Source organism: Thermus kawarayensis JCM 12314, from assembly GCF_055393575.1.
Genome location: NZ_AP043756.1, coordinates 903804 through 926967, shown reverse-complemented (window position 1 = coordinate 926967; position 23164 = coordinate 903804). Strand labels below are relative to the sequence as shown.

Below are 23164 nucleotides of genomic sequence, written 5' to 3'. Positions count from 1 at the left end.
TACCCTCAAGCCTAAGGCCCAACCTTTAGGCCCGGGTGAGATAATGGGCACGGTATGGTGGTGACCCGCATCGCCCCGAGCCCCACGGGGGACCCCCACGTGGGCACGGCCTACATCGCCCTCTTCAACTACGTCTGGGCCAGGAAAAACGGGGGCCGCTTTCTCGTGCGCATTGAGGACACCGACCGGGCGCGCTACGTCCCCGGGGCCGAGGAGAGGATCCTCGCCGCACTCAGGTGGCTCGGCCTCACCTACGACGAGGGGCCCGACATCGGCGGCCCCCACGGGCCTTACCGCCAGTCGGAACGGCTTCCCATCTATCGGGCGCACGCCGAGGAGCTCTTGAGGCGGGGGTGGGCCTACCGGGCCTTTGAGACCCCAGAGGAGCTGGAGAGAATCCGGAAGGAGAAGGGCGGCTACGACGGGAGGGCCCGGAACATCCCCCCCGAGGAGGCCGAGGAAAGGGCGAGGCGGGGGGAGCCCCACGTGATCCGCCTGAAGGTCCCCCGCCCGGGCACCACCGAGGTCAAGGACGAGCTCAGGGGGGTGGTGGCCTACGACAACGGGGAGATCCCCGACGTGGTCCTCCTGAAGTCCGACGGCTACCCCACCTACCACCTGGCCAACGTGGTGGACGACCACCTCATGGGGGTCACCCACGTGATCCGGGCCGAGGAGTGGCTGGTCTCCACCCCCATCCACGTCCTCCTCTACCGGGCCTTCGGCTGGGAGGTGCCCCGCTTCTACCACATGCCCCTCCTGCGCAACCCCGACAAGACCAAGATCTCCAAGCGCAAGAGCCACACCTCCCTGGAGTGGTACAAGGCGGAGGGGTTCTTGCCCGAGGCCTTGCGGAACTACCTCTGCCTCATGGGCTTCTCCATGCCCGATGGGCGGGAGATCTTCACCCTGGAGGAGTTCATCGCCGCCTTCACCTGGGAGAGGGTCTCCCTCGGGGGCCCCGTCTTTGACCTGGAGAAGCTCCGCTGGATGAACGGGAAGTACCTCCGGGAGGTGCTCTCCCTGGAGGAGGTGGCCGAGAGGGTCAAGCCTTTCCTCCGGGAGGCGGGGCTTTCCTGGGAAAGCGAGGCCTACCTAAGGCGGGCAGTGGAGCTCATGCGCCCCCGGTTGGACACCCTGAAGGAGCTTCCCGAGAAGGCCCCCTACCTCTTCACCGAGGACTACCCTTTTTCCGAAAAGGCCCGGGCGAAGCTCGCCGAGGGGCTTCCCCTACTCCTCGAGCTCAAGCCCCTCTTGGAAAGGCAGGAGGAGTGGACGGAAACCGCCCTGGAGGTCCTCCTTAGGGGATTCGCAGAGGAGAGAGGGCTGAAGCTTTCCCAGGTGGCCCAGCCCCTGCGGGCGGCCCTCACGGGGAGCCTGGAGACCCCGGGCCTCTTTGAGATCCTGGCCCTCTTGGGGAAGGCCCGGGTGCTTTCCCGCCTGGCAAGGGTCCTCTCGTGAAAGAGGCCGCAAGCTTCCGTATACTTAGAGGGATGAAGAGGCTTCTTCTCGCCCTCGCCCTTTTTCTGGGCCTGGCTAGCGCCCAAAGCGCCATAGGGATGCGCTTTGGCTACGGGGAAGGCTTGGGCCTCACCTTCGGGGCCGGGGTGGAAAACCGCCTGCGGCAGAACCTCTCGGGCCGCCTCCTGGCGGAGCTCTCCCCGGCAGCCCCCGGGGTGGTCCTGGAGGCCAGCCTCCTCTTCAAGCCGGACCTGGGCCAGTACGACCCCACCCTGGCCGGGACCCTCCCCTACTTCGGCGGGGGCCTGAGCGGCCTGGTGGGGCCCACGCCCACCCTGGGGGTGGGCTTCACCCTAGGGCTGGAAGGGCTTCTGGACCCCTACACCGGCCTCTTCGCCGAGGGCACCTACGTCTACGGCTTCGCCCAGTTCCCCAAGGTCTGGCGCCTGGCCCTGGGGGTGAACTTCCGCTAAAGGAACATGGCCGGTTTCTTTGAGCGCCTAAAGGCGGGCCTTGCCAAGACCCGGGAGCGCTTCCTCAAGGGCATCCCCTGGGGGGCCAACCCCGAGGCGGTGCTGGAGGAGCTGGAGGTGGCCCTCCTCGCCGCCGACGTGGGCCTCGAGGCCACGGAGGAGCTCTTAGAGGAGGTGCGGGCCTCGGGCCGCAAGGACCTAAAGGAAGCGGTGAAGGAAAAGCTCGTCCAGATGCTGGAGCCGGACGAGCGGCGGGCCAGCCTGAGGAAGCTGGGCTTCAACCCGCAAAGGCCCAAGGCCGTGGAACCCAAGGGCCACGTGGTCCTGGTGGTGGGGGTGAACGGGGTGGGCAAGACCACCACCCTGGCCAAGCTGGGCCGTTACTACCAGGGCCTGGGCAAGAAGGTGCTCCTCTGCGCCGGGGACACCTTCCGCGCCGCCGGCAGCGCCCAGCTCGCCGAGTGGGGAAAGCGCCTGGGGATCCCCGTGATCCAGGGGGCGGAAGGCGCCGACCCCGCCGCCCTGGCCTTTGACGCCGCCCAGGCCCGGAAGGCACGGGGCTTTGACCTCCTCCTGGTGGACACCGCCGGGCGCCTGCACACCAAGCAGGGCCTTATGGAGGAGCTGAAGAAGGTGAAGCGGGCCATCGCCAAGGCCGATCCCGGGGAGCCCGGGGAGGTGTGGCTGGTGCTGGACGCCGTCACCGGCCAAAACGGCCTGGAGCAGGCCAGGCGCTTCCACGAGGCCTTGGGCCTCACCGGGGTCATCGTCACCAAGCTGGACGGCACGGCCAAGGGAGGGGTGCTGGTCCCCATGGTGCGCACCCTCCGGGTGCCCATCCGCTTCGTGGGGGTAGGGGAAGGGGCGGAGGACCTCCAGCCCTTCGATCCCGAGGCCTTCGTGGAGGCCCTGCTGGAGGCCTAAGCACCTCGTTGCGGGGCGCTTAACCCTTCTCCTCCCCCCTCCAGGGGCAGTGGCGGCACCCAAAGCCGCAGCAGTAGCCCCGCTTGCGGTGGTAGGCCTCGGTGAAGACCACCCGCCCCTCCTCCCAGTAGAAGTCCTCTCCCTCTTGGAGCTCCCGGGGCGCCTCCTCCTCCATGGCCTCCAGTTTAGAGGTATGCTCCTCCCCATGAAGCGCGCCTCCCTCCTCCTCGCCTTCGCCTGGGTGGTGGCCCTGGTGGCCACCTTAGGAAGCCTCTACTACTCGGAGGTGCGGCTTTTCCTGCCCTGCGAGCTCTGCTGGTACCAGCGGATCTTCATGTATCCCCAGGCGGTCCTGCTGGCCATGGCCCTCTGGCGGCAGGACTTCGGCGTCTGGCCCTACAGCCTGGCCCTTTCCCTGGTGGGCGGGAGCATCAGCACCCTCCACCTCCTGGAGCAGAGGTTTCCCCACCTCTTCACCCTGGCCTGCAAGCCCCCGGTGCCCTGCAGCGCGGAATACATCCCCCAGTTCCCCATTCCCTTGCAGGCCCTCCTCGCCTTCCTCCTCATCGCCCTAAGCATGGCCCTCCTGTCCAGGGAGGCCCGCAGGCTTCCCTGATCCAGGGCTTCCCTCTCCTTGGCATGAAGCGGGTGGAGCTCTTCACCGACGGGGCCTGCCTGGGAAACCCCGGCCCCGGGGGCTGGGCGGCCCTTTTGCGCCACGGTGCCCACGAGAAGCTCCTCTCCGGCGGGGAGCTCTGCACCACCAACAACCGCATGGAGCTGAAGGCGGCCATAGAGGGCCTGAAAGCCCTCAAGGAGCCCTGCCAGGTAGACCTCTACACCGACAGCCAGTACCTGAAGAAGGCCTTCACCGAGGGCTGGCTGGAAGGCTGGCAGAAGAGGGGCTGGCGGACGGCGGAGGGCAGGCCGGTGAAGAACCGCGACCTCTGGGAGGCCCTCCTGCAGGCCATGGCCCCCCACCGGGTGCACCTCCACTTCGTGGAGGGGCACGCCGGCCACCCGGAAAACGAAAGGGTGGACCGGGAGGCCAGGCGCCAGGCCCGGGCCCAGCCCAAGGCGCCCTGCCCGCCCCGGCCCTCCACGCTTTTCCACCAGTAGGCATAAAAGCGTTATAATCGGGGCATGCTGGAAACCGCCCTCCGCCCCGAGGACCGGGAAAGCCCCACCTTCAAGGCCAACAAGGACGCCTGGGTGGCCCTGGTGCGGGACTTCAAGGAGAGCCTGGAGAAGGTCCGCCAGGGAGGGGGCCCCAGGGCCATTGAGCGCCAGCACCAGAAGGGCCGCCTCACCGCAAGGGAACGCATCCAGAGGCTCATAGACCCGGGGACGGAGTTCTACGAGCTCATGGCCTTCGCCGGCTGGGGGATGTACGAGGAGTGGGGCGGGGCCCCGGCGGGAGGGGTGGTCGCGGGAATCGGCCGCATCCAGGGGCGGGACTGGATGATCATCGCCAACGACGCCACGGTGAAAGCGGGGGCCTTCTTCCCCATCACCGCCAAGAAGGTCATCCGGGCCCAGACCATCGCCCTGGAGAACCGCATCCCCACGGTCTACCTGGTGGACTCCGCCGGGGTCTTCCTGCCCCTTCAGGACGAGGTCTTCCCCGACCAGGACGACTTCGGCCGCATCTTCTACCTGAACGCCCGCATGTCCGCCCTGGGGATCCCCCAGATCTCGGCCATTATGGGGAACTGCGTGGCCGGGGGGGCCTACCTGCCGGTGATGACCGACGTCCTCCTCATGACCGAGGGGAGCGGGCTCTACCTGGCGGGCCCCGCCCTGGTGAAGGCGGCCATCGGCCAGGAGGTCTCCTCGGAGGAGCTGGGGGGAGCGAGGATGCACTACGAGGTCTCCGGGACCGTGGACTTTTACGAGCCCACGGACGAGGCGGCCCTGGAGCGCATAAGAGAGCTCGCCGCCCTCTACCCACCCCCCCGCCCCGCCCCCTGGGCGGAGGGGCGCAAGGAGCCCAAGGAGCCCCTCTACCCCGTGGAGGACCTCTACGGCCTGGTCTCCCCGGACGGAAGCCGCCCCTACGACCTCCGGGAGGTGATTGCCCGCCTGGTGGACGGCTCGGAGTTCCTGGAGTACAAGGGGGGCTATGGGGAGACCCTGGTCACGGGCTTCGCCCGCATCGGGGGGTACCCGGTGGGCATTGTGGGCAACCAGCGCCTCGTCCTCAAGAAGCGAGGGCGGATTGAGGTGGGCGGGGTCATCTACGCCGAGGCCGCCGACAAGGCCGCCCGGTTCATCCTGGAGGTGAACCAGATGAATATTCCCCTTCTCTTCCTCCAGGACGTGACGGGCTTTATGGTGGGGAAGGAGTCGGAGCAGGCGGGGATCATCAGGCGGGGAGCGAAGCTGGTGAACGCCGTCAGCAACTCGGTGGTGCCCAAGATCACCCTGATCCTGGGGGGTTCCTTCGGGGCGGGAAACTACGCCCTTTCGGGCAAGGCCTACGCCCCCCGGTTCCTCTTCGCCTGGCCCAGCGCCAAGTACGCCGTGATGGGCGGGGCCCAGGCGGCGAAGACCCTTCTGGAGCTGGAGGTGGAAAAGCTCAGGCGGGAGGGTAAGGAACCCTCGGATGAGGAGTTAAAGGAGCTCTACGAGCGCATCAAGGGCCGCTACGAGGAGACCCTGGACCCCCGGTACGCCGCCGCCAGGCTCTGGGTGGACGGGGTGATCTTCCCCCACGAGACCCGGAAGTGGCTCATCAAGGCCCTGGAGGCCTGCGCCCTGAACCCCGAGCGGGAGCCCTTCCGGGTGGGGGTCTTCCAGGTGTAGGAGGGCGAGGTGGCCGAGGCCAGATGGGTGGAGTGCCCCAGGGACGCCTGGCAAGGGTTTTCCCGCTTCATCCCCACCGAGGAGAAGGTGGCCTTTTTGAGGGAGCTTTTGGGAGCGGGCTTCCGCCACCTGGACCTCACGAGCTTCGTCTCCCCCAGGTGGGTGCCCCAGATGGCGGACGCCGAGGAGGTGCTTAAGGCCCTCCCACCCCCGGGGGAGCGCACCTACCTCGCCATCGTGGCCAACGAGCGGGGCCTGGAGAGGGCCCTTTCCGCCCCCAACCTCACCCACGTGGGCTACCCCTTTTCCCTCTCCGAAACCTTCCAGCGCAAGAACACGAACCGCTCCATAGAGGAGTCCTGGCCCCTGGTAGCGGAGATGGTGGAGGAGACCCAGGGGAAGCTCGGCCTCGTGGTCTACCTCTCCATGGCCTTCGGCAACCCCTACGGGGACCCCTGGAGCGTGGAGGGGGTTCTGGAGGCCATGGCCAGGCTGCGGGACCTGGGCGTGAGGGAGATCGCCCTGGCCGACACCTACGGGGTGGCGGACGCAAGGCGCATCCTCGAGGTCCTGAAGGCCGCGGTGGAGCGCTTTGGCCCCGAGGGCCTAGGGGCCCACCTCCACGCCAGGCCCGAGGGGGTCTTGGAGAAGGTGGAGGCGGTGCTGGAGGCGGGCGTCACCTGGCTGGAGGGGGCCCTGGCGGGGGTGGGGGGGTGCCCCTTCGCGGGGGACGAGCTGGTGGGGAACCTCCCCACCGAGACGGTCCTCCCCCACCTGGAAAGGAAGGGCCTCGCCACCGGGGTGGACCTAAGCCGCCTCCCCCTTCTCGCGGAGGAGGCGGCGCGGCTTAAGGCCCGCTACGCCTAGGCCGCCCGCTTGAGGTAGATCCCGGGGTCCGTGGGGTTGGCCACGGCCTGCACCCGCCTAAGCACCTCCTCCGAAGGGTAGCCAAGGAGGGCGGTGAGCTCCCCGGGGGAGACCACGGCCTCGTAAAACCTCCGGGCCCCCCGCTCCAGGAGAAGGCCCACCAGCTCGGAAAGGGCCTCCTCCCCGCCGGGGAAGGCGGGGCCAAAGGCGTCAGGCACCAGGACGTCCTTCTTGCCCCCGTGGAGGAGGAGGGCGTAGCGGGCCCGGTCCCTTCGGTCCTGCCAGTCGGTGATGAGGTAGACCTTGGTCTCGGAGAGCTTCATCCCGCCCAGGGCCGCCCTCAGGGCCTCGAGGCTCACCCGGGGCGCGGCGCGCATGCCCACGCGTTCCATATCCCCATCTTATTCCCTGGAGGTAGGGGCAAAGTTCCCCAGGAGCTTCCGGGCGTAGATCACCTGCCCGGCGTGGTGCTGGGCGTGCTCCACCAGGTGGTGGAGCACATGGGCCCGGGGGGCCTCCACCCCCTGGCTCCCCACGGGAACCGGCTTCCCCAGGTCCTCCTCCTTCAGGCCCTGGAGGGCGGGGAAGAGGGCCTCCCAAGCCTCCCGGAAGCGGGCCACCACCACCTCTTTGGGCTCGGCCCCGCCCAAAAGCTCCCACTCCCTCCCCCGCCTCGCCCACTCGGGGAGGTGGAGGGGGAGGGCGTAGGAGCCGAGGCGCAGGGAGCTTCCCGCGATGTGGCGCACCAGGCCGCCGATGGGGTTCACCCCCTCCTTGGGCCGCCACCAGAAGCCTTCCTCGGGGAGGTCAAAGGCCCACTTTTCCAGGTGCAGGGCCACCTCCTTCAGGCCCTGGACCCAGGCCGAGACCGCCGGGGGCACCCCCGGCACCAAGGGTTCCAAAAAGGGCGCGGGCATGCCCCTATGCTACCCCAACCCCTAGACTGGGTAGGGTATGGAAGGCCTGGTCCTCCCTCCCCTTCCCTTCCTCCTTCGGCGAAGGCCCCCAAAAGCCTGCCCCGCCTGCGGCCTCCCCCGGGGCTTGGCGGCACAGGCGGCCCGTTACCAGCGCTTCTGCCCCCATGTGGCCGTCCGCGCCTGCCCCTTCGGCCCCAGGCGGGGGGTTACCGAGAGCGCCGATGAGGGTAGAGGAAACCCACCAGGCCTTTGACCGGGACCTCGCCGATTACCTGGAGAAAAAGGGGGTGCGGCCCTCCTGCCGGGCGGGGTGCTTCGCCTGCTGCTTCGGCTGGGTCACCCTCTCCCGCCTCGAGGCCCTGGCCCTCCTCCCCCACCTCACCCCCGCCCAGAAGGCCCGCCTCCTGGAGGAAGGCCCGAGGCGGCTTGCCCTTTTGCAGGAAGGCAAGGACGACCCCGGGTTTCCCGGCCGCCACTTCCGGACCCGCACCCCCTGCCCCCTCCTGGAAGGGGGCCTATGCGGGGTCTACCCCCGGAGGCCCCTGGCCTGCCGGGGCCTCCTCACGGCGGGAAGCCCCCACCTCTGCCTTCCCGAGGCCGAGGCCCCCGAGGGCCACTTCCTCCCCGTGCCCTGGCGCATGGCCCGCCTGCGCATGGAAGCCCTCTGGGAGGAGGAGAGGAAGCGCTACGGCTTCGTCCTCCTGGGGGAGCTTGCGGGCCTCCTCTACCTCCTCCTCCAGGGCCTCCCCCGGGAGCGGGCGGGGGTGGAGGAGGCCCTGGAGGCCTTGGGGGTCCTGGGGGGGAGGTGGGGGTACCAGCTGGTCTAGGTACCCCGCCCTGGCGTGGGCGCTTGGGGCGAAAGGAAAAGCGGCCCGCAGGCCGCCCTTTGGCGGAGGGGGCGGGATTCGAACCCGCGAGGCCCCTCTTAGGGCCTACCGGTTTTCGAGACCGGCCCGTTCAACCGCTCCGGCACCCCTCCCTGAGCCGGGAGAAGAAGTCCCTTAAGAGCTTAGCACACTCCCCTTCCCGAACACCACCCGCCATCCTCCGCCCGTCCCCGAAGCGGGTGAGGGCCCCTTCCTTGAGGTTCTCCGTCCCGTAGACCACCTCCACCCCGGCCTCGAGAAGGGCGTGGTGGCACATGCGGCAGGGCTCCAGGGTGACATAAAGCCTCCCGCCCCGCGCCCCCCGGCCCAGGTTCCGGAGGAGGAGCATCTCCGCATGGGCCGTGGGGTCCCCGGTGGCCTCCACCCGGTTGTGGGCGGCGTGGACCTCCCCCCCCACCACCAGAACGGCCCCCACGGGCACCTCGCCCTCCGCAAAGGCCCGCCTGGCCTCCTCCAGGGCGAGCCCCATGAGGCCCTCGGCCTCGGAGGGCGGGAAGAGCCCCAAGACCTCCTCCACCTGCCTCCCCTCCCCCCGCACGGGCCAGAGGGGCCTGAGCTCCTTAGGCACCCCCTTCTCCGCCAGGAACTCCACCAGCCGCTTCCTTCCAAAGGGCAGGGCCAGGTAGTCCCCGGGCGCCGCCCGGCGGAAGCCCGGGGGAAGGGGCACCTTGGGGGTGGGAGGGATGAGGAAGAGCGTCCCCCCCTGCCTGCGGGCGGTGTGCCCGCCTGGGAGGGTGCCCGCCTTTCCCCTCAAGGCCTCCTCTAGGAGGAGGACCAGCCGGTGTTCGGGGCGGAGGTCCAAGGCCTCCAGCACCTGGCGCAACGCCCGGTGGCGCAGGGCCTGGGGGGCGTGGAGGAGGGGGGCCGCCCGGTAGGCGGGGACGAAGAAGCGGGCATCGGGGAGGAGGCGGGCCTGGGCTTCCCGCTCCAGGAGGGGGTCCTCGGCCTCCCGCACCTGGGCGAAGCGGAAGAAGGCCTCCCGGGCCCGGGGAAAGCGCTCCAGGAGGAGGGGGAAGACCACGAGGCGCAGGTAGTTCCGGTCCAGGGAGAGGTCCCGGTTACTGGGGTCCTCCCGCCAGGCCTCTCCCAGGGCCCGCAGGTAAGCCCTCAGGTCCTCCCGGGGAAAGGGAAGGAGGGGGCGGACCACGAGCCCCTCCTTCTCCCGGATGCCAAGACCCCTGGCCGTGCCCTGGAGGAGCTTGAGGAGAAGGGTTTCCGCCTGGTCGTCCAGGGTGTGGGCGGTGAGGATGGCCTTGGCCCCCACTTCCCGGGCCACCCGGTGGAGAAAGGCGTAACGCACCTCCCGGGCCAAGGCCTCCAGGTTCTCCCCCCGCCTCCCGGCGATCCTTCCCACCTCCACCCGCTCGGCGAAGAAGGGAAAGCCCAGCTTCTCCGCCAAGGCCCGCACGAAGGCCAGGTCCTCGGGGCTTTCAGGGCGGAGGCCGTGGTCCAGGTGGGCCACCACCCCCCCTCTCCCGGCCCGCCGGACCAGGTAGGCCAGGGCCACCGAGTCCCCGCCCCCCGAGACGGCCAGGACCAAGGGGTCCCTGGGGGCAAGCCGCTCCAGGCGCTCTCTAAAGGCGGCCTCGAGGGGAAGCAAGCCCAATACCCCTTCTCCCCCTTTCCCTCACCCCGCCGGCTTGGGGAAGCCCGCCTAGGGGCCCCCCTGCTGGCCCAAGCCAGCATGGGGTGGCATCACGCCTCCAGCAACCCAGAGCGGGATCGGGCGGCCTGCCCTTTCCAGCCCCACCGCCACACCCCGCATGGGTCCAGTCTACGATAGACTGGGGGCATGCGGATCCGCTTTCGGGAAAACGGGCCCTACGTGGTGGAGCTCCCCCCGGGGGCCAAGGTGCGCCTCAACGGGGAAGAGATTCCCCTTCCTAAGGGCAACCTGGCCCTTTGCCGCTGCGGCGGTTCCCAGAGGAAGCCCTTCTGCGATGGCACCCACAAGACCCTGGGGTTCCAGGCCGAAGCGGGGGAGATCCGGATAGAGGTGGCTCAAGGCTAAGGGGGCTCCGCCCCGGGGCCCCGGCCAGAAGGGGCAAAACCCCGGGGGTTCCCGGGGCTTCCTGGTGGGCGCGAGTGGACTTGAACCACCGACCCCTACCGTGTCAAGGTAGTGCTCTGGCCACCTGAGCTACGCGCCCTTGCCTTTGGAGGCGCCGGCCGGATTCGAACCGGCGAATGGAGGTTTTGCAGACCTCTGCCTTACCCCTTGGCTACGGCGCCAAGCCGTAAGGTATGGTAGCACGGGAAGGAAGCCCTGTCAAGGAAAGCCCTTTCCCAGCGGGAAATGCTATGATGCCAGGCAATGGGCGAGGTCTTCGTGCGCTTAAGGCGGGGCCGCTGGCCCCTTTCCAAGGGGCTTTTGGTGGAGGCCCTCCTGCCTTTAGGGGTGTCCCTGGAGGCCGCCCAGGCCGTGGCCCACACCGTGGAGGAGCGCCTCAAGGAGGAAGGGCGCAAGGAGGTGGGGCCCAAGGCCTTGCGGCAGGTCTTCCTGGAGGAGGTGGCCAAGGCCCTGGGCCAGGGGATGGCGGAAAGGCTCTCGCGGCAGACCCTTCCCTTTGAAGAGATCCTCGTCCTGCGGGGAAGGCGGCAGAGGCCCTTTTCCAAGGGGCTCCTGGCCCAGAGCCTGGAGGAGGCCGGGCTTCCCCTAAAGGAGGCCCACGCCCTGGCCAAGGCGGTGGAGCGCCGCCTGAGGGAGGAGGGGGTGCGGAGGATCTCCGCCCGTCGCCTGGAACAGGTGGTGGCGGAGGAGGTGGCCCGGGCCAAGGGCAAGGGTGCCGGCCAGCGCTACCTAGAGCGCCAGGCCTTCGCCGGGGAACTCTTCGTAGAGGAGGAGGGCGGCGAGCCCCGCATGCCCTTTTCCAAGGGCATCCTGGCCCAGTCCCTCATGGGCATCGGCCTCTCCCCGGAGCAGGCCTACCGCCTGGCCCGGGAGATGGAACGGGCCTTGCGCCAGGAGGGAAGGCGGGTGGTGGGGCGCACGGAGCTCAGGGAACGGGTATACCAGGCCCTCCTCAAGGAGGTGGGGGAGGAGGCGGCCCGCCGCTACCTCCTCTTGCGGAGCCTCCGGAGGAGCGCCCGGCCGGTCCACATCCTCATCGGGGGGGTCACGGGGGTGGGGAAAAGCGTCCTCGCCTCGGCCCTGGCCTACAGGCTGGGCATCACCCACATCGTCCCCTCGGACGCGGTGCGGGAGGTCTTCCGGGCCAGCCTCTCCCGGGACCTCCTCCCCACCCTCCACCTCTCCACCTTTGAGGCCTGGAAGGCCCTCACCCCGGACCTCCTCACCGAGGAAGGCCACGAGGCCCGGGTCCTAAGGGGGTTCCTGGACCAGGTGGCCCGGGTGGCGGTGGGCCTCAGGGCCATCCAGGAACGAAGCGCCCTGGAGGGCACCTCCATAGTCCTGGAGGGGGTTCACGTGGTGCCCCGTTACCTGGACCATCCCCACCGGGAGAGGGTCCTTACCGTGCCCATGCTGGTGGTCCTCCACGACGAGAAGCTCCACCGGGACCGCTTCCTCCTGCGCGACCGGGAAACGGGCCACGCCCGCCCCCAGGAAAAGTACCTGAGGCACTTCCCCGAGATCCGCCTCATCCAAGACCACCTTCTCCTCCTGGCCCAGGAGGAGGGGACCCCGGTCATCCCCGGGGAGGACCTGGACGAGGCGGTGGAAAAGGCCCTGGAGGTGCTGGTGGCCTACCTCGAGGCCCAAAGCCCGGAGGCGGCCCGTGCTTGAGGCCCTGGTCTTCCCCCTCCTCATGGCCCTGGCCTTCCGGCTGGAAAGGCGCCTTCCCCTCTGGGTCCTGGGGGTGTGGATCAACTTTCTCTGGTTCGTTTACCAAAACCAGTGGGGCTCCGGGTGGCTGGCCTATCTTCGGGGCCTGGGGGCGGGCCTCTTCCTGGCGGCGGGCTACGGCAGGCCGGGCCTCGCCTGGGCCCTCACTCCCTGGCCCCTTCTCCTCTACCTGCGCCTGGACCTAAAGGAGTTCGTCCTCTACCTCCCCGCCATGGGGGAAGGCCTGCTCCTGGGGGCCCTCCTTTACCTGGCGGGCTTCCGCAGGCGGTAGGCCAGGTAGGGTAGCCCGAGGCCCAAGGCCCCTCCCAGAAGGGCGTGGAGGGGGTAGCCGAAGAAGACCTGCAGGAGGAGGTAAAGGGCCAAGAGCCCCAGGAAGAGGGGCACGGGGAAGGGCCTCTCCCCGTAGGCCAGGCCCGCCCCCCCCAGGGCCAGGCCCAAGGCCAAGGCGATGCCCTCCTGGTGGGGGCGAAGCCAGAGGAAGTACACGTACCCCGCCACCCCGAGGAGGGAGAGGGCCTGGGCCAGGCGGTTGGGGTCCATCACGCCTTCACGAAGCGGGCCACCAGGAGCTGGGAAAGGACCAAGGCCACGCCCCCCCAGGCCACCTGGGGCTCCCGCCCCAAAAAGCCCATGGCCGCCGAGAAGACCCCGGCCAGGAGGAAGAAGGGCACGTACCTGGGACTCACGGTGAGGCCCAGGACGAAGGCCACCAGAAACCCCGCCACCCCCGGGGAGAGGCTCGCCCCCAGGGCCAGGAAGAGGAGCATGAGGGCGATGGTGATGGCCCCGGCCAGGTAGTAGGCCCCGGGGAAGGGCTCGGGAACCTTTTTGCGGGTGCGCTTGGCCTCTGCCATGCCCCAAGGCTATCACAAAAGCCCGGCGGCCTCGGCCACCCTCTCCAGGCTTGCCGGAACCGGCGGGACCATCTCGGCAACCCGCTCGGCGGTGGCCGGGTCCTTGAGGCCGTGGCCCGTGAGGGTGAGGACCACGGTGCTCTCCGGCCCAAGCCTCTCCTCCCGGAGGAGCCTGAGGACCCCGGCCATGGCGGCGGCGCTGGCGGGCTCGCAAAAGATCCCTTCCTCCCGGGCCAGGTAGCGGTAGGCCTCGAGGATCTCCTCGTCCGTCACCGCCTCTATGAGCCCCCCCGACTCCTCCTTGGCCCGAATGGCCCCCTGCCAGCTGGCCGGGTTGCCGATGCGGATGGCGGTGGCCAAGGTCTCGGGCCGTTCCACCGGGCGCCCGAGGACGAGGGGCGCCGCCCCCGCCGCCTGGAAGCCCAGCATCTTGGGAAGCCTTGTGGCCCTCCCCAGGGCGAAGTACTCCTTGTACCCCATCCAGTGGGCGGTGATGTTCCCGGCGTTCCCCACGGGAAGGGCGTGGTAGTGCGGGGCATCGCCCAGTTCGTCCACCACCTCAAAGGCCAGGGTCTTCTGGCCCTCCAGGCGATGGGGGTTCACCGAGTTCACCAGGGCCACGGGGTAGGCCTCCGTGAGCTTTCGGGTGAGGCGGAGGGCGTCGTCAAAGCTCCCCTCCACCTGGACGATCCTGGCCCCGTGCACCAGGCTCTGGGCCACCTTGCCCAGGGCCACGTACCCCGCCGGGAGGACCACGATGGCCCGGATCCCGGCCCTTGCGGCGTAGGCGGCGGCGGAGGCGGCGGTGTTCCCGGTGCTGGCGCAGGCGATGGCCTTCGCCCCCGCCTCCACCGCCTTGGAGACGGCCAGGGTCATCCCCCGGTCCTTGAAGCTCCCCGTGGGGTTCAGGCCCTCGTACTTGGCGTAGAGGCGGATGCCCCACCTCCTCGCCTCCTCGGGGCCCTTCAGGGGGATGAGGGGGGTGGAGCCCTCCAGGAGGCTTATGACCGGTGTTCTCTCCGAGACCGGGAGGAGGTTGCGGTAGCGCTCTATGAGGGGCAGCCGCATGGCCCTATGCTCCGGCTCCCAGGCCCCGCCGTCAAGGGAGGAAAAGGCCCCGGGTTTCCAGGACGAAGCCGGGAAGCTCGGGGTCCAAAGGCACCCGTTCCGGCCCCCGGTGGCGCTCCACCCCCCCCGGGCGGAAGACCTCCACCCCGTGGGCGTAAGGGTCCAAAAGGACCACGAGGCGCACCCCGTTTTTCAGGTACCAAGCCCCCTTCTCCCGCAGCTCCTCCAGGCTTTGGCTCCGGGAGCGTACCTCAAAGACCGCCTCCGGGGCTAAGGGAGGAAACCCTTCCCGCTCCTCCGGGGAGAGGGCCCGCCACCTTTCGCCCCGGAGGAAGGCGGCGTCCGGGGAGAGGACCGCGCCGTCGGGGAGCTTGAACCCCGTGGAGGCGTCAAAGACCACCCCTAAGCCCCGCGCCTCGTTCCAGCGGTAAAGCTGCCCGAGAACGGCGGCGCTGATGCGCCCGCTCTCGCCACCTGTAGGGGACACGGCTAGCCTCCCGTCGGCCAGGCGCTCAAACTGCCAGCCGGGGTTCCGCTCAGAAAGGAGGCGGAGTTCCTCATCGCTCACGGGGCGCAGGAGGTCCAAAAGGGGCACGGCCTCATTCTACCCCCGGCCAGGGGCTTCCCTCCTCCAAAGGGGGCCTCGCCCGGGGAGCGGGCAGGTGCCCCGGGGCCCCGGAGAGGAAGCGGAGGAGGTCGGCGAAGAGGCCGCTGGCCGTGGCCCCGCCCCCCGCCCCGGGCCCCGCCACGAAGGCCTCCCCCAAGGGCCTCGCCCGCACGTGGAGGGCGTTCCCCTGCGCCCTCGCCAGGGGGTGGTCCTGGGGAAGCCGCACCGGGGCCACCCGGGCCCGCCACCTCCCTCCTTCCCCGAAGAGGCTCGCCACCAGGCGGACCCTCTCTCCCCGGGCCTCCGCCTCCTTCAGGGCCTCCGGGGTGAGGCGGGCGATCCCCCGGGCCTCCACCTCCCCGAAGGGGAAGGCGGGGTCCACCAGGAGCCGGGCGAGGAGGGTGAGCTTGTGGGCGGCGTCTATCCCTTCTACGTCCAAGGTGGGGTCGGCCTCGGCGTAGCCCAGGCGCTGGGCCTCGGTAAGGGCCTCGGCGTAGGTCCGGCCCTTCTCCATCTCCTGGAGGATGTAGAGGGTGGTGCCGTTCAGGATCCCGTGCAGCTCCAAGAGCTCGCTTCCCCTCAAGGTCTCCAGGAAGGAGAGGGCGGGGGTGCCCGCCATGACGCTGGCCTCGTGGTAGATGAGCCCCTCCTCGGCGAAGGGCCTCAAGCGGTCCCAGGCCTCGGCCAAAAGGGCCTTGTTGGCGGTGATGAGGGGGATGCCGGCCTCGAGGGGGGAAGGAGGAGACTCAGGGGGGCCTCCACCCCCCCCATGGCCTCCACCACCAGGTCGGCCTCCAGAAGGCCAAAGGGCTCGGTGTGGAGGAGCTCCTGGGGAATGGCCCTGGGCTTTTTGGGGTCCCGCACCAAAACGCCCAGAAACCGGGGGGCAAACCCCAGGGCGGAAAGCTCCTCCTGCCTTTCCAGCACCAGGCGGTAGAAAGCGCTCCCCACGGTGCCGCCCCCCAGGAGGGCGATCTTTAAAGCCTCCATGTAGGGGATTATAAAGGGGTGGAAGCGAAGGACCTCCTCGAGGAACGGGCGCGGGAGCTCGGCCTCCTCACCGCCTGGGCCCCCCTGGACCCGCCCCCTGAGGCGGAGGCCCGCCACCGGGCCTGGGTCCGGGCGGGCCACCACGGGGGGATGGCCTACCTGGAACCCCCGGAGCGCTTCCACCCCAGAAGGCGCTTCCCCTGGGCGAAAAGCGCCCTCCTCCTCTATGCCCCCTACGCCTACCCCGACCCCGGCCTCCCCCCGGGGGGGCTAAGGAGGGGCCGGGTGGCCCGCTACGCCTGGGTGCGGGACTACCACCTCCTCCTGGGGGCGGTCCTTGGGGAGCTGGAGGGGGTGGCGGGGGGCCTGGGCCTCCCGGCCAAGGGCTACGTGGACCACGGGCCCCTCCCCGAGCGCACCCTGGCCGCCCTCTCCGGGACGGGCTGGATCGGGAGAAGCGGCTACTTCCTTTCCCAGGCCTTCGGGGTCCACGCCTTCCTCGGGGTCCTCCTTACCCCCCTGGAGGTGGAGGCGCCCCCCCTCCACCAGAACCGTTGCGGCCGCTGTACCCGTTGCCTTGCCGCCTGCCCCACGGGAGCCCTCCTGGGGGACGGCACCCTGGACGCCCGCGCCTGCGTGAGCTACCTCACCATTGAGCACAAGGGCTTCATCCCCCCCTCCCTCTGGCCGGGGATAGGGGACTGGCTTTTCGGCTGCGACCTCTGCGGGGAGGCTTGCCCCTGGGAGCGGTTCGGCAAGGTCTGGAGGGGCTTCCGGCCCGAGCCCGGGCTCGCCCACCCAGACCTTCTGGACTTCTTCCGCCTCTCGGGGCGGGCCTTCCAAAGGAAGTACGCGGGTACCGCCTTCCTCCGGGCGGGAAGGGCCCGCATGGCCCGGAACGCCCTCATCGTCCTCTTCCACCTGGGCCTCGGGGAGAGGCTCTTTTGGGAGGCCGCCCAAGACCCAAGCCCCCTGGTCCGGCACACCGCCCTCCAGGCCCTCCATCTCCTGGGAAAGCCCCTGGACCCCTTCCTGAAGGACCCCGACCCCCGGGTCCGGAGGGAAGCCCTACTCCTTTTGGAAGCGCCCGGTGCGGTAGACCTTCTCCAGGACCGAAGGGAGCCCCCAGGCCCGGAGGTCAAAGAGGAGGGGGCCTAGGTCGTAGGGCACTTTGAGGAAGCGGGCCTCCAGGGTCTTGGTGTCCAGGACCATGGCGTCCGCCCCGTGCTCCCCGGTAAGGCTCAAGCCCACGCTCCCCGGGTCCGCCACCACTCCCCTCCCCACCCGCCGCGCCAGGGGCAGGTGCCGCCCCCCGAGGAGGAGGACCTCCGCCCCGTAGCGCTCCAAGAATCCGTGGAGCTCCCGGGCCTCCCCCAGAAGGTCCACCTGGGCCTCGGGGTTGCCGGGCTTGCCGTGGAAGGCCACAAGGCGCATCTCCCCGTAGGTCCTGCGGTGGGAGAGCCTGAGGGCGCGCAGGTAGGCGAGCTCCTTCTCCCCCAGTTGCGCCCGGGTCCACTCCAGGGTGGCCTTGCCGATCCCCTCAGGGAGGGGGCCGGGCAAGGGGTAGGCCACCCTTAAGTCCCAGGCCCCGGCGATGGCGGAAAGCCCCTCCTGCCAGATCTTGTGGATCACCTGCCGGGGGTGGGGCCCGTAGCCCACCAGGTCCCCGAGGACCAGGACCTCGTCCACGCCCTCGGCCCTCAGGGCCTCGAGGGCGGCCTCGAGGGCGGGCAGGTTGGCGTGGATGTCCGAGAGGAGCCCGAGGCGCATGGGTCCATTCTGCCATCCTTCCCGCCAAAGCCGGGTGCAAAGCGGCCAGGGAACCCTTATGGTGGAAGGGTGCGGGCCTTCCTCTTGGGCCTCCTCCTGGCCCTCACCCTGCCCCCCTTCCCCCTGGGCCTCCTCACCCCCCTGGTCCTGGCCTTCCTCCTAAGGGGGGGGTTCCGGGAGGGGTTCTGGATGGGGGTAGGGTTCTTTGGCCTTCACCTCCTCTGGCTTCCCCAAAGTTTCGCCGAAAACTTCGGCCCCTGGGGGGCGGTGCCCTTCCTTCCCCTGGTCCTCGTCAAGGCCCTCTCCTTCGGCCTCCTCTTCGCCCTCACCCCCACGCCCCTCATGCGGGTGGGGGGCTGGGTCCTCCTGGAGTGGCTCACGGAGCAAGGGGAGCTCGCCTTCCCCTGGGGGCTTCTGGGCTACGCCCTGGTGGAGGCCCCGGGGAGGGTCCTCGCCGCCCTAGGCGGGGTCTACCTCCTCTCCCTCCTGGTCCTCCTGGTGGCCCTTGGCCTCAGGGAGAGGCGGCTTTGGGTCCTCCTCCCCTGGACCCTCCTCTGGCTCCTTCCCCTCCCGCCCGCCAAGCCCGAGGGGAAGGCCCTCCTGGTCCAGGGGAACATCAACCCCCTGAAGAAGTACCAGGGGAAGCTGGACGAGGCGGTCTACCTGAGGCTCACCGAGGCCGGGCTAAAGGCCCACCCCGAGGCGGACCTGGTGGTCTGGCCAGAGACGGCGGTTTGGCAAATCCCCCGGGAGGTGGACACCCTCCTCCAGGGGCGGCCCCTCCTCACCGGCCTCAACCTCTTCGGCCCCAACCGGGCGGTGCTCTACCGGGAGGGCAAGCTCCTCGGCCACTACGACAAGACCCGCCTCGTCCCCTTCGGGGAGCGCTTTCCCCTACGGGAGGTTTTGGGCGGGGTCTACGCCTTCTTCTTCCGGGCCATGGGGCTTGGGGACCTGGCCGACCGCGTCCCCGGGGAAAGGGTGGTTCCCATGGGGCCCTTTGGGGTCATGATCTGCTACGAGTCCGTCTTTCCCTCCGTGGCCCGAAGCCTGGCGCGGGAAGGGGCGGGGGTCCTCGTCCTCCTCACCAACGACGCCTGGTTCGGCCCCTCCTTTGGGGGCAGGCAGCACTTCGCCCTGGGACGCTTAAGGGCGGTGGAGACGGGGCGCTGGCTCCTCAGGGCCGGGAACGACGGGATCACCGCAAGCGTTGACCCATTCGGCCGGGTGGTGGCGGAAATCCCCCCGCACCAAGAGGGTTTCCTCCTCGCCCCTTACGCCCTAAAGACGGGCCTCACCCCTTACGCCCGCTTCGGGGACTGGGCGGTGGGCCTGGCGTTGACCATCTTCCTCCTTGGCCTTATCCTTAGGGTGCGTCCGCCGGGGTGGCGGAACCGGTAGACGCGGCAGACTCAAAATCTGCTGTCCGCAAGGACGTGCGGGTTCGAGTCCCGCCCCCGGCACCAAAAGGCCCCTTCGGGGGCCTTAGGCTTTATCCCAAAGGGCGAGGACATAGCCTTCCTCCACCCGGAAGCGGGGCGGGCTTCCCAAGGCCTCCCGGAAGAGGGCCTCCAAGGCTTCCAGGGAAAGCCGCCGGGCGAGGAGCGGCCCCACCTCCTCCTCCCGGTAAGGCCACTCCAAGACGGCCACCCGCCTGGCCACCCGGGAGGCCTCCTTTAGGGCCGGGATGGGGTCCAGGTGGTGGAGGGCGAGGCCGAAGAAGGCCAGGTCAAAGCTATCCTCGGGGAAGGGCAGGGCCTCGGCCCGCCCCTCCACGAACCGGGCCCCCTTCACCCTGGCCCGGGCCACCTCGAGGCGGTCCGCCCGGGGGTCCAGGCCCACGGTGAAGAGGCCCAAGGCGGCGAAAGCCTCGGCGAAGACCCCGGTGCCGGTGCCGATGTCCAGGGCGCTCTTGGCCTCCAAGCCTTCCAGGGCCTTGCGGGCCACCTCCCCGGGGGGAAAGCGCCTGAGCCTTTCCTCGCTGCGGAAGGGGTCCTTAGCCTCGCAGGCGTTGGTGAAAAGGGCCCACATGACCAACGCCCCCTCCTCCGCCGCCTTCTGAAAGGCCCTTTGCAGGGTGAGGAAGACCGCCTCCTCCTCCCCGGAAACCTCCGAGTGGGTGGGGAAGACGCGGTAGCTCGCCCCGCTTTCCTCCAGGGCCAGGAGGGCCTTCTCCACCGCCTTGTAGTCCCCTTGGAGGAGGGGATAAAGGGCGAAGAGGGCCTTCACCGCCATCTCCCCAAGTATAGGGCGGGGCGGTTCCCGGCCCGCCTTCCCGCAAGGTCCGCCTCCTCGTAGGGGGGCTTAGCCTCGGGGGCAAGAAACACCGCCTCCCCCTCCGCCTCAGGGGGCCCCAGGAGGGCCTTCAGATCCTCCCGGGTGAGGAAGCGGGCCGCGGCCCAGGGAAGCACCCCCTTCTCCCCGAGCCTCCGGTAGAGGGCGGCCCAGGGGGAGAGGGCCTCCAGAATCCCCACCAGGAGGGCCCCGCCCGGGCGGAGGACCCGCCTGGCCTCGAGAAGGACCCGCCCCACCTCCTCCACGAACTCCAAGGTGGTGAAGAGGAGGACCACGTCAAAGCCCGCCTCGGGAAAGGGCAGGGCCTCGCCCCGGGCCCGCACCCAGGTGGCCTCGGGCACCTGCCTCCTACCCACGGCGAGCATGGCCTCGGAGGGCTCCACCCCCACCTTCCCGGGGTAAGGAAGGCGCCTGAGCCAGTAGCCGGTCCCCGCGCCCACCTCGAGGAGGCTCTTCCCCTCCGGAAGAAGCCCCTTTAGAGCCCTCTCCTCCTCGGCGATGACGAAGGCCCCCAAGGGGGTCCCATACCAGTCCTCGTAGGCCTCGGCCAAGGGGGCGAAGGGGTCCACGCCCCTAGTCTAGCCGCACCACCACGCCCTCGTCGGGGCGCAAAAGAAGCCTCTCCCCCACCTCCTCCTCCCAGTCCAGGTAGGTGGAAAGGGCCACCCTCCCCCCGCGGGGAAGCTCCAGGGCCTTCTCCCTCTCCGTGAGGTTCAGGGCCACGAGCCACCCCTCCCCCCGGAGGTAGGCGTAGACCCCGTCCCTCGCCCGGTAGGTGCGGTAGGCCCCATAGAGGAGGTCCGGGTCCTTCCTCAAGGCCATGAGGCGCTTCACCAGGTGGAGCATGGAGCGGGGGTCCTTCTCCTGGAAGGCCACGTTGCGGGTCTGGTAGTCAGGGTTCACGGGAAGCCAGGGTTCCACCGTGGAGAAGCCCGCGAAAGGCGTGTCGTCCCACTGCATGGGGGTCCGCTCGGGGTCCCGGCCCGGGGGAAGGCCGTGCTCCCCCAGGCGGCCTTTCTGCCTTAGGGCTGCGGGGTCCTGTACCTTCTCCGGGGGGATCTCCCCGTTTTGCATGCCGATCTCGTCCCCGTAGTACCAGGTGGGGGTGCCCCTTAAGGTGAAGAGGAGGGTGGCCGCCACCCGGGCCCCTGCCTCCCCCAGGCGGGAGGCGAGGCGAGGCTGGTCGTGGTTCCCCAGGACCCAGTTGGGCCAGTCCCAGGGGGTGAGGAGGCTCTCGTACTCCTCCACGATGCGGGCCAGGTTCTCGGGCCGCCAGTCGGGAAGCCCCCGGAAGATGAGGTGGAAGTTGAAGGGCAGGTGGCACCCCGCCTGGTAGTAGCGCACCAGCTGCGGGAAGGGCAGGTAAATCTCCCCCACCATCACCCGCTCTCGGCCGGGCTCCGAGAACTCGTCCAGGACCTGGCGCATCTCCCGCACGTAGGCGTAGGTCTCCGGCTGGTCCTCGGTGAAGACGTGGAGGTGGCGGCCCCGGTCCCACATGCCCGGGCGCCACTCGGGGTTGCCGGGCTCGTCCCGCAGGAGGAGGTCCTCGGCCAGAAGCCAGAGGACGTCTACCCGGAAGCCGTCTACCCCCCGCCTCAGCCAGAAGCGCATGGCCTCCTTGACGGCCTCCCGCACCTCGGGGTTACGCCAGTTGAGGTCGGGCTGCTCGGGAAGGAACTGGTGCAGGTAGTACTGGCCCGTGGCCTCGTCCAGGGTCCAGGCGGGGCCGCCGAAGAAGCTCTGCCAGTTGTTGGGGGGGCCGCCATCCGGCCCAGGGTCCGCCCAGACGTACCAGTTGCGCTTGGGGTTGTTCCGGGAAGCGCGGGACTCCAGGAACCAGGGGTGCTCGCTGGAGGTGTGGTTGGGGACGAGGTCTATGAGGACCCTTAGCCCCAGGGCGTGGGCTTCCTCTAGGAGGCGGTCAAAGTCCTCCAGGGTCCCGAAGATGGGGTCCACATCGCAGTAGTCGGCCACGTCGTAGCCGAAGTCCTTCATGGGGCTTTTGTAGAAGGGGGAAAGCCAGACCGCCCCCACCCCCAGGGACTTCAGGTAGGGAAGCCGCCTGCGGACGCCCTCGAGGTCCCCGACGCCGTCCCCGTTGGTGTCCTGGAAGCTCCGGGGGTAGACCTGGTAGATGACCGCCTCTTTCCACCACATGGCCTCAGTGTACACCCGGGCCTGGAAGCTCTTCCACAGGCTGGCAGGGGGAAACCCCCTGCCCCCCGTGGCGGGGGTGGAGGCCTTTATGTGGCAGAGCCAAGGCGTGGACACTTAGCCCACGCGGAGGGGCTCCACGCGGGGCCGGAAAGCGGCCTCTTCCGGCAAAAGCCGCCGCCTCTTGGCCCGGCGGTAGACGGCGTCCCACATGCGGCAGAAGGAGCAGACCGCCCCCGTGGTGGGGTAGCCGCACCGCTGGCACTCCCTTAGGTCCACCCCTTCCTCGGCCTTCAGGCGGGGCTGGATCTTCTCCAGAAATCCCTCCAGAAGGCGAAGCTTGGCCCCGGGCATGGCCCGCTCCACCAGGTTCAAGGCCTCCTTGTAGAGGAGGCTCTTGGCCCCCTTGGCGTTGGGGCACTCCTCGTGGAGGTAGCGGATGCCCCGAAGGAGGGCGTAGGAGAGGACCTCCCGCTCGGTAAAGCGGTAGAAGGGCTTGACCCGGGCGGCGAGGCCGGGCCTTTCCGGCAGGACAGGCCCCTGGCGGACCAGGGCGTCTTCCTGCGGGTTTAAGAGGTTCCCGAAGAGGACAGCGGCCTCGTCGTCCAGGTTGTGCCCCGTGGCCACCGCCCGGAAGCCCTCCTCCACCGCCACCTGGTTGAGGATGTACCGCTTGGAGAGGCCGCAGGCGGAGCAGGCCACCCGCCCGGAAAGCTCGGCAAGCTCGGGGACGCCAAAGCCGTAGGCCTCCTTTAGGTCCACCACCAAAAGCTCCAGGCCCCTTTCCTTGGCGAAGGCCTGGGTGGCCTCGAGGCTCCTTCTGGAGTACTCCCCGATGCCGAGCTCTATGTGGAGCCCCACCGCCTCGTAGCCCAGGCGGGAGAGCACGTCCCAAAGGGCCAGGGAGTCCTTCCCCCCCGATACCGCCACCAGGACCCTCTCCCCGGGGAAGAGCATCCGGTGGCGGCGGATGGCCCTTTCCGTTTCCTTGACAAACCAGTCCAGGTAGTGCTCCCGGCAGAGGGCGAGCCCCCGGGACTTCATCTCCACCTGGGCCTTCTCCCCACAGACCTTGCAGACCACGCTACCCTCCCGAGATAGCGGAGAGGACCTCTATGGCGTCCTCCTCGCGCACCTCATCCTCCAGGGTGAGGAGCGCCTCGCCCCGCACCGCCACCACGGTCTCCGGGTTCAGGCCGAGCTCCTCCAGGACCTCCCTTAAGGGCCTGTTCCCCTTGACCTCCACCTCCTGGCGCTCGGGAAGCCGCAGAACGACCCTCACCC

The 23164-nt window shown here is 69.6% G+C and carries 27 protein-coding genes, 4 tRNA genes and 1 pseudogene; 14 read left to right on the top strand and 18 right to left on the bottom strand.

Going from position 1 to position 23164, the window contains the following annotated elements; genetic code table 11:
• Positions 1-54: 54 nt before the first annotated feature.
• From gltX to ftsY, 3 genes are read left to right on the top strand one after another with little or no spacing between them, the layout of a single operon-like run.
• The gene (gene gltX / locus ACZ5RK_RS05380) at positions 55-1461 is read left to right on the top strand and encodes a glutamate--tRNA ligase (protein ID WP_464909950.1); all 1407 of its coding nucleotides are present in this window, start codon (positions 55-57) and stop codon (positions 1459-1461) included.
• Positions 1462-1493: 32 nt separating this feature from the next.
• Positions 1494-1934, top strand: coding sequence for a hypothetical protein (locus ACZ5RK_RS05375; protein ID WP_464909949.1), 441 nt, complete (start codon positions 1494-1496; stop codon positions 1932-1934).
• A gap of 6 nt (positions 1935-1940) precedes the next feature.
• On the top strand, positions 1941-2858 hold the full coding sequence (ftsY, locus tag ACZ5RK_RS05370; RefSeq protein WP_464909948.1) for a signal recognition particle-docking protein FtsY: 918 nt from the start codon (positions 1941-1943) through the stop codon (positions 2856-2858).
• A 19-nt stretch (positions 2859-2877) separates the two neighbouring features.
• On the opposite strand, the gene ACZ5RK_RS05365 is transcribed toward ftsY, so the two are convergent.
• Positions 2878-3033, bottom strand: coding sequence for a DUF5522 domain-containing protein (locus tag ACZ5RK_RS05365; protein WP_464909947.1), 156 nt, complete (start codon positions 3031-3033; stop codon positions 2878-2880).
• A 30-nt stretch (positions 3034-3063) separates the two neighbouring features.
• Between ACZ5RK_RS05365 and ACZ5RK_RS05360 the strand changes: the two genes are divergently transcribed.
• The 4 genes from ACZ5RK_RS05360 to ACZ5RK_RS05345 are packed head-to-tail and all read left to right on the top strand — an operon-like array spanning position 3064 to position 6530.
• Positions 3064-3474: a disulfide oxidoreductase gene (locus ACZ5RK_RS05360; RefSeq protein WP_054647430.1), complete on the top strand. Its 411-nt coding sequence runs from the start codon at positions 3064-3066 to the stop codon at positions 3472-3474.
• 23 nt (positions 3475-3497) lie between these two features.
• On the top strand, positions 3498-3977 hold the full coding sequence (gene rnhA, locus ACZ5RK_RS05355) for a ribonuclease HI (RefSeq protein WP_464909946.1): 480 nt from the start codon (positions 3498-3500) through the stop codon (positions 3975-3977).
• 24 nt (positions 3978-4001) lie between these two features.
• Positions 4002-5663: an acyl-CoA carboxylase subunit beta gene (locus tag ACZ5RK_RS05350; RefSeq protein WP_464909945.1), complete on the top strand. Its 1662-nt coding sequence runs from the start codon at positions 4002-4004 to the stop codon at positions 5661-5663.
• Between the two features lie 9 nt (positions 5664-5672).
• The gene (locus ACZ5RK_RS05345; protein ID WP_464909944.1) at positions 5673-6530 is read left to right on the top strand and encodes a hydroxymethylglutaryl-CoA lyase; all 858 of its coding nucleotides are present in this window, start codon (positions 5673-5675) and stop codon (positions 6528-6530) included.
• On the opposite strand, the gene ACZ5RK_RS05340 is transcribed toward ACZ5RK_RS05345, so the two are convergent.
• A complete protein-coding gene (locus ACZ5RK_RS05340) occupies positions 6527-6922 on the bottom strand; it encodes a DUF3197 domain-containing protein (RefSeq protein ID WP_054647856.1) in 396 nt (131 codons plus the stop codon). The genes ACZ5RK_RS05345 and ACZ5RK_RS05340 overlap by 4 nt on opposite strands.
• 9 nt (positions 6923-6931) lie before the next feature.
• Positions 6932-7447, bottom strand: coding sequence for a DinB family protein (locus ACZ5RK_RS05335; RefSeq protein ID WP_054647857.1), 516 nt, complete (start codon positions 7445-7447; stop codon positions 6932-6934).
• A gap of 221 nt (positions 7448-7668) precedes the next feature.
• Between ACZ5RK_RS05335 and ACZ5RK_RS05330 the strand changes: the two genes are divergently transcribed.
• Entirely contained in the window at positions 7669-8274 is a 606-nt protein-coding gene (locus ACZ5RK_RS05330; protein WP_464909943.1) for a YkgJ family cysteine cluster protein, read from the top strand.
• Between the two features lie 60 nt (positions 8275-8334).
• Here the strand turns inward: ACZ5RK_RS05330 and ACZ5RK_RS05325 are convergent.
• A tRNA-Ser gene (locus tag ACZ5RK_RS05325) sits at positions 8335-8426 on the bottom strand.
• Positions 8405-9934, bottom strand: coding sequence for a tRNA lysidine(34) synthetase TilS (tilS, locus tag ACZ5RK_RS05320; protein ID WP_464910058.1), 1530 nt, complete (start codon positions 9932-9934; stop codon positions 8405-8407). The genes ACZ5RK_RS05325 and tilS overlap by 22 nt, the downstream gene beginning before the upstream one ends.
• A 192-nt stretch (positions 9935-10126) precedes the next feature.
• Between tilS and ACZ5RK_RS05315 the strand changes: the two genes are divergently transcribed.
• Positions 10127-10345, top strand: coding sequence for a CDGSH iron-sulfur domain-containing protein (locus ACZ5RK_RS05315; protein WP_464909942.1), 219 nt, complete (start codon positions 10127-10129; stop codon positions 10343-10345).
• A gap of 62 nt (positions 10346-10407) precedes the next feature.
• On the opposite strand, the gene ACZ5RK_RS05310 is transcribed toward ACZ5RK_RS05315, so the two are convergent.
• Both ACZ5RK_RS05310 and ACZ5RK_RS05305 read right to left on the bottom strand, forming a co-directional pair.
• Positions 10408-10484, bottom strand: a tRNA-Val gene (locus ACZ5RK_RS05310).
• A gap of 7 nt (positions 10485-10491) precedes the next feature.
• Positions 10492-10566: transfer RNA gene (locus ACZ5RK_RS05305), tRNA-Cys, on the bottom strand.
• A gap of 82 nt (positions 10567-10648) precedes the next feature.
• Here ACZ5RK_RS05305 and ACZ5RK_RS05300 point away from each other — a divergent pair.
• Both ACZ5RK_RS05300 and ACZ5RK_RS05295 read left to right on the top strand, forming a co-directional pair.
• Positions 10649-12079 carry an ATP cone domain-containing protein gene (locus tag ACZ5RK_RS05300; protein ID WP_464909941.1) on the top strand — a complete coding sequence of 477 codons (1431 nt, stop codon included), beginning with the start codon at positions 10649-10651 and terminating at the stop codon, positions 12077-12079.
• A complete protein-coding gene (locus tag ACZ5RK_RS05295) occupies positions 12072-12410 on the top strand; it encodes a hypothetical protein (RefSeq protein ID WP_464909940.1) in 339 nt (112 codons plus the stop codon). The genes ACZ5RK_RS05300 and ACZ5RK_RS05295 overlap by 8 nt, the downstream gene beginning before the upstream one ends.
• Here ACZ5RK_RS05295 and ACZ5RK_RS05290 read toward each other — a convergent pair.
• The 5 genes and pseudogenes from ACZ5RK_RS05290 to ACZ5RK_RS05270 all read right to left on the bottom strand — a co-directional run bounded on the left by ACZ5RK_RS05290 (position 12383) and on the right by ACZ5RK_RS05270 (position 15658).
• Positions 12383-12679, bottom strand: coding sequence for a hypothetical protein (locus tag ACZ5RK_RS05290; RefSeq protein WP_054647566.1), 297 nt, complete (start codon positions 12677-12679; stop codon positions 12383-12385). The genes ACZ5RK_RS05295 and ACZ5RK_RS05290 overlap by 28 nt on opposite strands.
• On the bottom strand, positions 12679-12993 hold the full coding sequence (locus ACZ5RK_RS05285; RefSeq protein WP_464909939.1) for a hypothetical protein: 315 nt from the start codon (positions 12991-12993) through the stop codon (positions 12679-12681). The genes ACZ5RK_RS05290 and ACZ5RK_RS05285 overlap by 1 nt, the downstream gene beginning before the upstream one ends.
• A 12-nt stretch (positions 12994-13005) precedes the next feature.
• The gene (gene thrC / locus ACZ5RK_RS05280) at positions 13006-14061 is read right to left on the bottom strand and encodes a threonine synthase (protein ID WP_464909938.1); all 1056 of its coding nucleotides are present in this window, start codon (positions 14059-14061) and stop codon (positions 13006-13008) included.
• Between the two features lie 31 nt (positions 14062-14092).
• Positions 14093-14656 (bottom strand): Uma2 family endonuclease, encoded by a 564-nt coding sequence (locus tag ACZ5RK_RS05275; RefSeq protein WP_464909937.1) that lies wholly within the window; start codon positions 14654-14656, stop codon positions 14093-14095.
• Between the two features lie 4 nt (positions 14657-14660).
• Positions 14661-15658 (bottom strand): annotated as a pseudogene (locus tag ACZ5RK_RS05270) (homoserine dehydrogenase).
• A gap of 18 nt (positions 15659-15676) precedes the next feature.
• Here ACZ5RK_RS05270 and queG point away from each other — a divergent pair.
• The gene (gene queG, locus ACZ5RK_RS05265; RefSeq protein ID WP_464909936.1) at positions 15677-16816 is read left to right on the top strand and encodes a tRNA epoxyqueuosine(34) reductase QueG; all 1140 of its coding nucleotides are present in this window, start codon (positions 15677-15679) and stop codon (positions 16814-16816) included.
• On the opposite strand, the gene ACZ5RK_RS05260 is transcribed toward queG, so the two are convergent.
• Positions 16727-17428: a metallophosphoesterase family protein gene (locus ACZ5RK_RS05260; RefSeq protein ID WP_464909935.1), complete on the bottom strand. Its 702-nt coding sequence runs from the start codon at positions 17426-17428 to the stop codon at positions 16727-16729. The two genes, queG and ACZ5RK_RS05260, sit on opposite strands and share 90 nt — an antisense overlap.
• Positions 17429-17497: 69 nt before the next feature.
• Between ACZ5RK_RS05260 and lnt the strand changes: the two genes are divergently transcribed.
• Together lnt and ACZ5RK_RS05250 are read left to right on the top strand one after the other, a co-directional pair.
• Positions 17498-18829 (top strand): apolipoprotein N-acyltransferase, encoded by a 1332-nt coding sequence (gene lnt, locus ACZ5RK_RS05255; RefSeq protein ID WP_464909934.1) that lies wholly within the window; start codon positions 17498-17500, stop codon positions 18827-18829.
• Positions 18808-18894: transfer RNA gene (locus tag ACZ5RK_RS05250), tRNA-Leu, on the top strand. Before lnt ends, ACZ5RK_RS05250 begins: the two co-directional genes overlap by 22 nt.
• A 19-nt stretch (positions 18895-18913) precedes the next feature.
• Here ACZ5RK_RS05250 and ACZ5RK_RS05245 read toward each other — a convergent pair.
• From ACZ5RK_RS05245 to ttuB, 5 genes are all read right to left on the bottom strand, one after another.
• Complete coding sequence (locus tag ACZ5RK_RS05245) at positions 18914-19663, bottom strand: methyltransferase domain-containing protein (protein WP_464909933.1); 750 nt, start codon at positions 19661-19663, stop codon at positions 18914-18916.
• Positions 19654-20292, bottom strand: a complete 639-nt coding sequence (locus ACZ5RK_RS05240; protein WP_054647267.1) for a class I SAM-dependent methyltransferase — start codon at positions 20290-20292, stop codon at positions 19654-19656. The genes ACZ5RK_RS05245 and ACZ5RK_RS05240 overlap by 10 nt, the downstream gene beginning before the upstream one ends.
• A 4-nt stretch (positions 20293-20296) precedes the next feature.
• Positions 20297-21883, bottom strand: a complete 1587-nt coding sequence (locus ACZ5RK_RS05235) for an alpha-amylase family glycosyl hydrolase (RefSeq protein ID WP_464909932.1) — start codon at positions 21881-21883, stop codon at positions 20297-20299.
• A gap of 114 nt (positions 21884-21997) precedes the next feature.
• Positions 21998-22963 carry a tRNA-5-methyluridine(54) 2-sulfurtransferase gene (gene ttuA, locus ACZ5RK_RS05230; RefSeq protein WP_464909931.1) on the bottom strand — a complete coding sequence of 322 codons (966 nt, stop codon included), beginning with the start codon at positions 22961-22963 and terminating at the stop codon, positions 21998-22000.
• A gap of 1 nt (position 22964) precedes the next feature.
• Positions 22965-23162 (bottom strand): sulfur carrier protein TtuB, encoded by a 198-nt coding sequence (ttuB, locus tag ACZ5RK_RS05225; RefSeq protein WP_054647268.1) that lies wholly within the window; start codon positions 23160-23162, stop codon positions 22965-22967.
• Positions 23163-23164: the final 2 nt, after the last annotated feature.